The sequence below is a fragment of the Pseudomonadota bacterium genome (assembly GCA_016927275.1).
Classification (GTDB): domain Bacteria; phylum UBA10199; class UBA10199; order 2-02-FULL-44-16; family JAAZCA01; genus JAFGMW01.
This window is the reverse complement of sequence record JAFGMW010000046.1, coordinates 1-8,464: the sequence shown is the minus strand read 5'-3', so window position 1 is coordinate 8,464 and position 8,464 is coordinate 1. Positions and strand designations below refer to the sequence as shown.

Annotated in this window: 8 protein-coding genes; 6 read left to right on the top strand and 2 right to left on the bottom strand. The window is 62.7% G+C overall.

The window, feature by feature from the left end; translation table 11 throughout:
• From JXA24_03125 to JXA24_03100, 6 genes are all read left to right on the top strand, one after another.
• Positions 1-179, top strand: a 179-nt coding sequence (locus JXA24_03125; GenBank protein ID MBN1282749.1) for a hypothetical protein, incomplete at its 5' end; no start/stop codon positions are given.
• A gap of 364 nt (positions 180-543) precedes the next feature.
• A complete protein-coding gene (locus tag JXA24_03120) occupies positions 544-1,593 on the top strand; it encodes a flippase-like domain-containing protein (protein ID MBN1282748.1) in 1,050 nt (349 codons plus the stop codon).
• Between the two features lie 269 nt (positions 1,594-1,862).
• The gene (locus JXA24_03115) at positions 1,863-2,438 is read left to right on the top strand and encodes a hypothetical protein (GenBank protein ID MBN1282747.1); all 576 of its coding nucleotides are present in this window, start codon (positions 1,863-1,865) and stop codon (positions 2,436-2,438) included.
• 61 nt (positions 2,439-2,499) lie between these two features.
• On the top strand, positions 2,500-2,877 hold the full coding sequence (locus JXA24_03110; protein MBN1282746.1) for an IPT/TIG domain-containing protein: 378 nt from the start codon (positions 2,500-2,502) through the stop codon (positions 2,875-2,877).
• Positions 2,874-3,908 carry a phosphotransferase gene (locus tag JXA24_03105; protein ID MBN1282745.1) on the top strand — a complete coding sequence of 345 codons (1,035 nt, stop codon included), beginning with the start codon at positions 2,874-2,876 and terminating at the stop codon, positions 3,906-3,908. Before JXA24_03110 ends, JXA24_03105 begins: the two co-directional genes overlap by 4 nt.
• A 1-nt stretch (position 3,909) precedes the next feature.
• Positions 3,910-4,629, top strand: coding sequence for an NTP transferase domain-containing protein (locus JXA24_03100; GenBank protein MBN1282744.1), 720 nt, complete (start codon positions 3,910-3,912; stop codon positions 4,627-4,629).
• A 10-nt stretch (positions 4,630-4,639) separates the two neighbouring features.
• Here JXA24_03100 and JXA24_03095 read toward each other — a convergent pair whose 3' ends face one another.
• Both JXA24_03095 and JXA24_03090 read right to left on the bottom strand, forming a co-directional pair.
• The gene (locus JXA24_03095; protein MBN1282743.1) at positions 4,640-7,099 is read right to left on the bottom strand and encodes a hypothetical protein; all 2,460 of its coding nucleotides are present in this window, start codon (positions 7,097-7,099) and stop codon (positions 4,640-4,642) included.
• 249 nt (positions 7,100-7,348) lie between these two features.
• Positions 7,349-8,284: a hypothetical protein gene (locus JXA24_03090; GenBank protein ID MBN1282742.1), complete on the bottom strand. Its 936-nt coding sequence runs from the start codon at positions 8,282-8,284 to the stop codon at positions 7,349-7,351.
• Positions 8,285-8,464 lie beyond the last annotated feature (180 nt).

Genomic DNA, 8,464 nt, shown 5'->3' with positions numbered 1-8,464 from the left:
GCCGCATCCTGAAAAAGGGCGGCAACTTCGTGGTCAAGATCTTCCCCGGCGACGAATTCCCGGCATTCGTGAAAGAGCTGAGGTCACGATTCGCAAAGGTCAGCACCGTCGTTCCTGAAGCTACTCGCAAAACATCCTCTGAAAGATATCTCGTATGCGCGGGATTTAAGGGCACGTAATGCCGAATGGCGGGGTGATTCGGAGGACTCTTCGCAGCGTGGCTCGAGGAGGCCGGATTCAGCAGCCCCATAATATACCGGCCGACGAATGCCCCCGACGAGACGGCGTTTGAGGCGAGGAGGGATAGCGAGAAGAGTCCTCCGAATCACCCCGCCTGCCGACTCCATGCACAAATAAAAAGCCCACGAGGCTTTCGCATCGCGGGCTTTTATGGGGAAAGGAGATGGGGGATTGAGGTGACGGAGGCGATCTCCTTCCCCCGGCCTCCGTCAAGTCCTGAAATCGTGTTGACAGATCCGGGGCTGAACCTTAGCTTCATCTACCTTATCGCCCACCTGCCGAGGAAGTTGCTAAATATTTTTTATGATGAAATATCTTAGCAAATTCAAACATATAGCACCGTGGTGCATCGCGACCGGCATCTTCGTCTGGCTCTTCCACGTCTATCCGCCGGCAAGGGTGTGGGAGGCGGTGACGATGGTGAACGTGCCGGCGTTCGTCGCGTTCGCGATCGCCTACTTCGTCCTGCTCCTCATCTGCGACAGCTGGTCCATGACGAAGGTGATAGGCGAGTTCTCGCACCCGGTGAAATTCTCCGACGTGCTGGCCGCGCGCGGCGCTACCTATCCCGTGATGGTCCTCAATTATCCCGCAAGCCAGGCCGCGTTCGCATACTACCTGAAACGCCGCTACGGCATCCCCATCTTCCAGGCCCTTGGGATATTTTTCTTCATAGTTGTGATCGACCTGCTCTGGATCATTTCCCTGGCTTTGGCCGGCTCGGTCTTTCAGGATTACTCGATCGCCGGCATCTCCCTCGATCGCACCGTGCAGACTGTGGCCATAGCAGCCTACTCATCTCTTGTTCTCTGGATTGCCTTCTGGAGGCGCTGGCCCGAGAAGCTGCTCGGTCGCCCGCTGCGCCCCCGGTTCATCGAGAGGCTCAGGGGACGCAGCATCTTCCACATATTCGAAAGGGCGCGTGCCGCGGACTACCTGAGGGTGGCGCTCATGCGAACGCCGATACACGTCATGATCGTTTTCTCAATGTACTTGGTGCTGCACACGTTCAACGCAGACATCCCCTTCACCAAGATACTCGGCAACATACCGATAGTCTTCTTCGTGGGCACGCTTCCCATCACGCCGGGCGGTCTGGGCACAACAAACGCCATGATGGTGGAGATGCTCTCACCGTATCTCACCGGCCAGCTCGTCGAATCGGGGAGGATCTCGGCCAAGGAACTCGTGTTCGCCGCCACGCTCCTCTGGATGTTCGCCAACTACGTGCTCAAGGTGGCGGTCGGAACCGTTTTCCTGAAGAGGGTCTCATCGGAACTCTTCAGGCCCACGCCCGAGGTCCCCGAGGAGTTGGCTGAGCAGGACGCAGCCCACGTTGGAGGAAACCTCTAGCGTCCTATTTGCCGACACCCTGGGGCAAAAAGACCCCATCAAAGGCAGCAAAGTCTTCGATCCTGCAGGGCGATGCGATCATTTCAAACCCCATAAAATCATGTTTTCAGCCACATCTGGCGACGATCATCCCTGTAACATGCTGTATTTTTTGTGCTTTTATCTTCCCAAAAAAGCCCGGTCCCTGCCGGCCAAAATAGCCTTAAAAACGAACCTCGGCGGGATGAAATGGCACCCTCATTGCAGTAAAATAAAGAGGGGTGAATGTAATGGACAGATCGCAGATCATTCACGGCGAGCGGCTCAAGGAGACGATAAGGGAGGAGCTCAGGCGCGCCCTCTCGCAGGAGTCGGTCACAGCGGGCGAGGCAACCGAGTTCTACCTCGTCAACCTCCTCACCGATTTCCACGGGGCGGATTGCTCCCGGTCGATCGAGGATGAGGGCCGGCCGATCGGCATCAGGTTCATGGAGGCGCTCTCGCAGGGCTCGGGCTCAAAGGCCCGGGAGCTCAAAGAGATAGGCGACAGCACGCTGATAGTTCTCGGCCTGTTCGCCGAGAGCGTGCGCCGCAGCATAGTGGACGAATCCTATTATATGTCCATCGGCGGCTCGGCCTACGAGGCGCTCTCCGGGGTCCTGGTCTGCGACGCGGTCTTCGCCAGGATATACGCCGAGCTGGCCTGCAAGTTCGCGGCATACGTCGGGGTGCTGGCCAGGATAGCCCCGTGGAACAGGGCGCACACCGAGACCGACATCCTCAATCTCTATCGCCGCTGGGTCGAGACCGGCGACGAGAAGCTTGCTGAGGAGCTCCGGAGCGAGGGCATAGCGCTCGATCGATAGCGCGGCTGATCCCATATTCCGCTTGCCGTAACGCCTTATTTTCATCTAAAAGCAGCTCGACATGAAGAGGCTATTCACAGCGGCTCTGCTCGCTGCCATCGCCATGGCCTCGTGCGGCGGCGTGTCCTACAACCCCAACGTGCCCACCGACTCCCCGCCCATCGTGACGAGGGTGGATCCGAACTCGGGCAGGGCCGGCGACGAGATAACCATCTTCGGGCTGGGCTTCTCCATTGCCTACCCGGAGAACATAGTCGTCGTGGGCAACGCGCCCACGGGTGCCACGAGCTACAGCCTCCTTGACAACCCGACCTCGGACGAGATCGAGGCCATCACTTTCACCGTGCCGGCCGATGCGGAGGCGGGCGAGAGGCCGGTCTATGTGCTCGTCGAGGGCGACTCGAGCAACGCTGACGTAAGCTTCACGGTGATGCCATGAGCGACATGAAGAAGACAGTGGAGAGGCTGATCTCCGAGGAGGTCGGTATCAGATCCGGCGTCCGCGAGCTCACGAAGCTCCACGGCGACGCATCCTACCGCACCTATTACCGGGCGACCATGAGCGACGGATCGTCGTTCGTTGTGATGCAGATGCCGGAGGGCCTCTCCTCCGTCTCCGAGGAGATAACCAACTTCAGGGGCACGCACGATGAGCTCCCGTTCATAAACGTGGCCCGTTACCTCTCGGGGCTGGGGCTGCCGGTCCCGGCCATCCACCACTACAGCCGCGCCGATCATTTGATGATACTGGAGGACCTGGGCGACGAGATCATGGCCGGGCGCGTGGAGTCGGCGGGCGAGGAGGCGCGGCTAGAGTGGTACATGCGCGCGCTCGACCTGCTCATCCTCATGCAGGAGCGCACCCGTGACAGGGGCCCCCGTTCATGCGTCGCGAACGCCCGATCGTTCGACGCCAGGCTCCTCAACTGGGAGTTCGACCACTTCCGCGAGTACTGCGTGGAGTCCAGGCTGGGCAGGGAGATGGAGCCCGCCGACAGGGAGGCCTTCGAGCGGGAGACGCGAACCATCAGCTCAGCCATAGAGGCCATGCCGTACGGCTTCACGCACCGCGACTTCCAGAGCCGAAACCTCATCATAAGGGACGGCTCCCTCTACCTCATCGACTTCCAGGACGCGCTCACGGGGCCCCGCGTGTACGACCTGGTAGCGCTCACCCGGGATTCCTACGTTAAGCTGGCGGACTCCACCGTGGAGCGCCTCATCCACGCGTACGCGCAGAGGACCGGCAGCGATCCGCAGCAGATCAGGCGCGAGCACGACCTCGTGACAATTCAGCGAAAGCTCAAGGACGCGGGGAGGTTCGTGTACATAGACAGGGTGAAGAAGAACCCCGGGTTCCTCAAGTACATACCTGCGTCCCTGGGCTACGTGAGGGAGGCGCTCTCGAGGAACCCGGAGCACGACGCCCTCAAAGCTGTGATCGAGAAATACATCCCCGACTGGAGATAGAATGGCCCATGGGATAGAAAGCGCGATGCTGCTCGCGGCGGGGCTCGGCACCAGGCTCAGGCCGCTGACCCTCACCACGCCCAAACCGCTCCTCCCGCTCGACGGGGGGCTGCTCATCGACCACCAGCTGAGATATTTGGCGGGAGCGGGGATAAAGAGGGTGGTCGTCAATCTGCACCACCTCGGCAGGATGATACGCGACCATGCGGGCGACGGGGGCCGCTACGGGCTCGAGATACTGTATTCCGAGGAGCCGAAGATACTTGGAACAGGCGGAGGCATCAAGGCGGCCGCGCGCTTCTTCGGCAGGGCGCCTTTCGTTGTGCTCAACGCGGACGGCCTTACTGCGGCGGACATCGCGGCCGCGGCCGAAAGTCACTCGCGCTCCGGCGCCGACGCGACCCTCGTGGTCAAGAGGCTGGACGACGGCGACTCCTACACTCCTCTGTCCGTGGCTGAAGACGGAAGCGTCGAATCCTTCGGCCGGGGAGACCACTTCTTCACCGGGCTCTCGATAATGGGGCCCGCTATATTCGACGCGCTGCCCGCCGCAGGCCGCGAGGCGTGCCTCATAGAGGACGGCCTCAAGGTTCTCATCGAGCGGAAGGGGAAGACAGGGTCTCACCTTTACGAGGGCTATTTCAACGACCTGGGGACCCCGGAGCGATACGAGCGGGCGAAGCAGGACATAGCGGATGGAAAGTTCCGGCTGCTGATCTGATCGCTGCCCTTCAATTACCCGACATCCCGTAGATCTCTATGCCGCTCGACTGGGAGCTGGCCAGGAGGTGGTTCGGGAACGAGCCGAAGATCCTCACGTCCAGGAACCTGGAGAGCTTCGTTGAGGCCAGCGGCGCGATCGAGCCCGATCCCGCCTGGAACACCGAGAAAGTCGCGTCCGCGCCGTAGGGCGTGGTCAATGCGAGCGCCGAGCCTGAGAGCGCAACCTTCGCGCCGTAGGGATAGGTCATGGTCGTGCCCGGCTTGGGCTGTATCTGGACCGACGCGCCCTGAGCCGCCATCGCCGAGAGGCTCTTCACGTGCACGTTGAAGCCTGAGACGATCGCTATCCTGGCGGGGTCTTTGGCGTCCAGCGCCGCGTCCACCAGCTTGTCGCTGCTGTAGAGGGATTCCGGCGTGCCTGAGGAGGAGACCCACTTGTAGATGTTCTTCGGGGTCGTGAATATCACCTCGAAGTCCGAGCCGCTCTTTGCCACGCGCAGCACCCGGCCGCCGTGCGCCGAGCTCGACGCCACTGTGGTTATGAGGGCCGAGCTGGCCAGGTACGAAGGCTGGTTGAACACGTCTCCGGTCTTGGTGAGCCCGTAGAGAAACAGCTGGTGGTACCACTTGCCGCCTGAGTATCCCCTGTACAGGACCGCCACGGCGCCGGAGCCGATGCCGATCCCTGCGACCCCGCGCTTCTCGCTCGGTTTCTCCTCCCCTGTCTTCACCTCGGGGAACCCCACGAACTCCCCGTTCGAGCCCCCTCCCCTCGCCACAGGGAGCGACCCGCGGGTCGACGCCTTGCTCCCGGACTGGACCATGATGTGCCAGCTGCGCATGTACTCGGGCTGGGTCGCGGTCCCGGTCTGCGATGCCGCAAAGGCGACTGTCGCGCCGTCGTAAGCGGCGCCGCTTACGTACGAGTCGGACATCCCGGGGTCGATCGCGTGCCTGCTCGCCGCGTTCTCGAGGTACAGCCACCCGCCGCGGTCGCTCTGCATCTCGATCGCTGCGATGAGCCCCGTGCTCTGGCCGGCCCCGTCGGGCCTCACGTAGATCGCGCCCGTGTCGAGCAGGGAGAACGACCCGGCGCCGGTCATGACCTCGACCGCCGACGCGCCCGAGCCGTCGGCGCCCTTCATCGCGGTGAAGCTCGCCGCCGCGCCGCCGAGGTAAGGCGCCATGCGGTTGGGAACCCCCGCGACCAGGCCCTCGGACTTGTCGGCGTCCATCTCCACTTTCCAGCCCTCGCCGCCGTCGCCCTCCCCCCGCGCGATCGACGCCAGGAAATTGGGCCCCCTGACGAAGGCGCGCTCCGACTGCACCGCTATCGCGAAGAGGTAAGGCGGCGCATCCTCCTGGTGCTTGAGCCCCGTGAGCTGGATCTGCTTGAAGTGATCCGCCTTAGATAGGTCCGACATGTCGCGGTACACGAAGAATCCGCCGATGAAGCGGAAAATCCCGGTGCCTCCGTCAAAGGTCGCGAGCGTCCCGTCCTTTGCCGCCTGCGCCATGCACTTGAGCTGCTCCGACTGATTCGCGCTCGTTGAGCACTTCTGCGCCAGGAAGTCGCTCACCGACTGCTGATCGTAGGCGAGCCCGACCACGTAGAGGCTCTGGCCGTCCCAGGCTATGTCGGTGGGGATGAACCGGTCGAACCCGTCGAAGCTTGAGTTTCGCGCAGCGAACCCCATCTCCACCGGGGAGCCGCCCGAGACAGGATATGCCCTCACCCTGCCGTAGATCCCGTCGCCGATCATTGCCGAAAAGATCGGGTAGTAGGCCTGCTCGAAAGTCGGCGCCGAAGAGGCGACGCTGGACGCAGGCTTCGAAAGGACGAATATGTGGCCGGACCCGGCCTGGGTCCTGGCGGGCAGGAGGCCTGACGACCCGTCCTCCCCCACGACTTCGGCGGCGATCACACCCGAGCACTCCTCGCCCGCAATCAGCTCGGCAAGCGCGATCTGCTGCACGAACCCTTCCGAGCTGGTGAAGAAAATCGCGGCCCCGTCGTCGGAGACGTCGAGCGAGCTGACCCCGTCGGGCACCGATCTCCACGCGCCCTGCGTCGAGTAGTCGAGGTAGCCTGTGCCTGCCGCGTCAGGACCCGCGATGCCGAGCCCCCTCTCGGTCCCGTAGACGAGCATGCGCTTGCCGGCGTGGAGGATGGGCGCGATGTCGTTCACTGCGCCGGGCTTCTTGAGCAGCACCTGTCCCAGGGTCTTCTCGAGCGTGCCGTACTTGATGGACGCGCCGCTGCCCCAGAAGAGCACCTCGGAGGTGTCGGAGCCCGGCATCTCGACCGCGAGGGAGGCGAGCCCCCTGATCTGTCCCCCGATGCTGCCCTGATACGCGGACTCGAACGGGTTGACCTCGACAGTCCGGTCGTACGCGGTCGCGCCGGACAGATCGACCCTGTACGAATAGTCGCCGGTCATGCAGATGGTGCCGGTGGTCTGGCTCAATCCCCCTGAAACGGGGCCCCCTCCTCCTCCGCCCAGGCAGCCGCTCAAAACGATAAAGGCCGTCAACAGGATGACGCCAGCGGACATATGCCTGAGAAGGCCAGGCCGGCGATGCGCACCGCAGATCCCCGTCAAAAGAGCCATAGCAGCCGTCCTTTCCGCCCTCCAGGGCAGCACAGGGCAACGCGCCGACACCTTATGAAACCGGCTATATGCTTATGGAGCATAACCCGTGCCAAATGCGCGGGTTCAGGACACGATCAATGTCAGCCTCGGGCCGGTGGCTATCTCAATCCTCTCCGCAGGACTCTCCGCAAAGTCCCCGTCTACGGTGTACTCCATGGGTTTCGGGAACTCGATCACCATCTTCTCGGCCATCTCGTCCACGTAGTGCTCGGAGTTGGACGGGAGCGCAAAGAATGCGCGGGGGAACGTGTAGAGGAGCTGGCGGCCGCTTGCGGAGATGCACACCGCCTGGAACTTTCCCTTCACAGAGGTCGATCGGTACAGGGGCCTGAAGTTGAACCCGAGCGTGGACATGGTGCCAGCGAAGATCATCATGTAGTTGCGAAACGGCGCCTGCTTCCCGTCGAGGGTGATCCTGCAGTCAAAACGCTCGGCGAGCTGCCTCGCGAACCTGCCGTTGATGATCGACGAGAACATGGCGTGGGCGAGGAGCATCGCGCCCCTGGCCGGGGTGGGGCCGCCCTCCACGTTCTGATAGACCTTTATGAAGCGGCTGATGAGGCCCATGCCGAAGAGAAACCCGTAGGCCCCGTTGACCCGGACCATGTCGATCTCGGTCTCCCTGAAGGGGAGTCCCTCGTGATACTTGAGTATCAGGTTGGCGAGTATCTTCTCGGTCCTGCCCTTCACCCCCATCTGGTTGGCGAGGTTGTTCATCGTCCCGCCGCGAAGCAGCGCGATCTTAGGCAGCGGCTTGTCGCCGTACACCTCCAGGAAAAGCGAAAGCGTCCGGTGATTGGTCCCGTCGCCGCCCGATATCCCGAGTATGTCGATCTCGCGCTCGCTGAACTCCCTCGCGAGTTCCCTCACCTCATCGAGGGTCTCGGTGGAGTGGCACGATCCGCGGTCGCCGACGATGAAGCCCATCTTCTTCGCCCGCTCAGGGTTCTTGCGGTGCGAGCGCGAGTACGGGTTGATTATTATTCCTATGCCTGCCATATGCGCCCCTGCTCCCTATTTCCCCTCGGCCGCCGTGTGCTGATGCGCCGGATGCGCGCCCTTGCCCTTGCCACGCCTGCGCGGCCTGCGCCTGCGCCTCCTCTTCGCCTGGCCCTCCGGCCCGGCAACCGCCGCGTCGCCCGGATGACGCCTGTGAGCGTCGTGCGCCCTCTCGCCGAT

Bases quoted from the DNA above. Each gene is read 5' to 3' on its own strand.
- JXA24_03120 (MBN1282748.1), top strand. From the start codon at position 544: ATGATGAAATATCTTAGCAAATTCAAACATATAGCACCGTGGTGCATC.
- JXA24_03090 (MBN1282742.1), bottom strand. From the start codon at position 8,284: ATGGCAGGCATAGGAATAATAATCAACCCGTACTCGCGCTCGCACCGC.
- JXA24_03105 (MBN1282745.1), top strand. From the start codon at position 2,874: ATGAGCGACATGAAGAAGACAGTGGAGAGGCTGATCTCCGAGGAGGTC.
- JXA24_03115 (MBN1282747.1), top strand. From the start codon at position 1,863: ATGGACAGATCGCAGATCATTCACGGCGAGCGGCTCAAGGAGACGATA.
- JXA24_03110 (MBN1282746.1), top strand. From the start codon at position 2,500: ATGAAGAGGCTATTCACAGCGGCTCTGCTCGCTGCCATCGCCATGGCC.
- JXA24_03100 (MBN1282744.1), top strand. From the start codon at position 3,910: ATGGCCCATGGGATAGAAAGCGCGATGCTGCTCGCGGCGGGGCTCGGC.